The following is a 1,121-nucleotide window of genomic DNA, read 5'->3' on the forward strand; positions in this document are numbered from 1 at the left end:
CGAATCACGCCCCAAACCCGGCCAAAATCAGCAATTCGGCTGATGGCGGCTGAATCATACCGGATCGAGCTAGCTACCCCGAGAGGAACTGACTGGGCTACTAGATTGTGATGAGGAGGTAAACCGCATATCCAACCCATCAACATGAGTAACCGTAGTGAAACTACTGAAAAGCGAATCATAGGCATCGACACGTAAAGAACTTAATTGGCTCGGTTAGGTAACCTGCCAAGCGACCATAACGGGACAAAACTAAGCAGGCATTAGGGCCTAGTCTTGTACAAATCATGCAGGATGCAATAGCTCAATCCGTAGTAGTTACTTTAGCGGAGCGCAGGTTTAGGAACCCAAATCAGTTGCCCCTGCTCAATTTGAGACGTACGTTGGAGTTGGCTGGGGGTCAACCCGGTTAGGCGTTTGATATGTTTCGTCCAGTGTGCCTGATCACAGTACAGTCCTTGATAGGCTACCTGGCTAAATGATTCCTTGGGTGTTGTGATTAGCGTGTTTAGGGACTGGCGAAACCGCACCGTTTGAGTGTAAGCCTTCGGACTTTGGCCGACATGGTCCATAAAGAGCCGGTAGAGGGTCGATTGTTTGAGTGTAAGCCTTCGGACTTTGGCCGACATGGTCCATAAAGAGCCGGTAGAGGGTCGATTCATTTAAGCGGTAGCTTGCTGCCAGTTGACCAACAACGGGTACGGCGTCACCCGTATTTACCTCTCGAAGCGACGTCTTGATAAGGGGATGCATGGGGGTAGGTACAAGTCGTTGCAGCAGAAAAGGCTCTAGCCTATTGGCTCGTTGGTAAAGGTCGTCTGTACTGAAGATGCTTTCTAGAAGTTGCTGACTATGCCCCGGGAATAGGTGATCAAGAACGGGGGAAACTGGCCATAGTTGGGCGATTGATTCGTGGGTAAATGCCCGTAATGCACCCGGGTGGAACAGTATACATACTTGATCAAGTGGTGCCTGGACGGAAACGGTGAAGGGGCGTCGATGAAAACCATAGAGCCGACTGGTAGACTGAATACCCGGGCTGACCTGACAGTGGTTAGCAGTGGCATTGGTTGTATAAACAACCGTATTCTGCTTATAGATGGCCAAACAAAGGTTGGTAT

Annotated in this window: 2 protein-coding genes; both read right to left on the reverse strand. The window is 50.0% G+C overall.

What is annotated here, in order from left to right:
• Window positions 1-182 (reverse strand): hypothetical protein (locus GJR95_RS42065; RefSeq protein WP_232541150.1); only part of this gene is annotated, 182 nt, incomplete at its 3' end.
• A gap of 141 nt (window positions 183-323) precedes the next feature.
• Window positions 324-662 (reverse strand): helix-turn-helix domain-containing protein, encoded by a 339-nt coding sequence (locus tag GJR95_RS10885; RefSeq protein WP_162385887.1) that lies wholly within the window; start codon window positions 660-662, stop codon window positions 324-326.
• Window positions 663-1,121 lie beyond the last annotated feature (459 nt).

Origin of the sequence: Spirosoma endbachense (genome assembly GCF_010233585.1) — a bacterium.
GTDB lineage: Bacteria > Bacteroidota > Bacteroidia > Cytophagales > Spirosomataceae > Spirosoma > Spirosoma endbachense.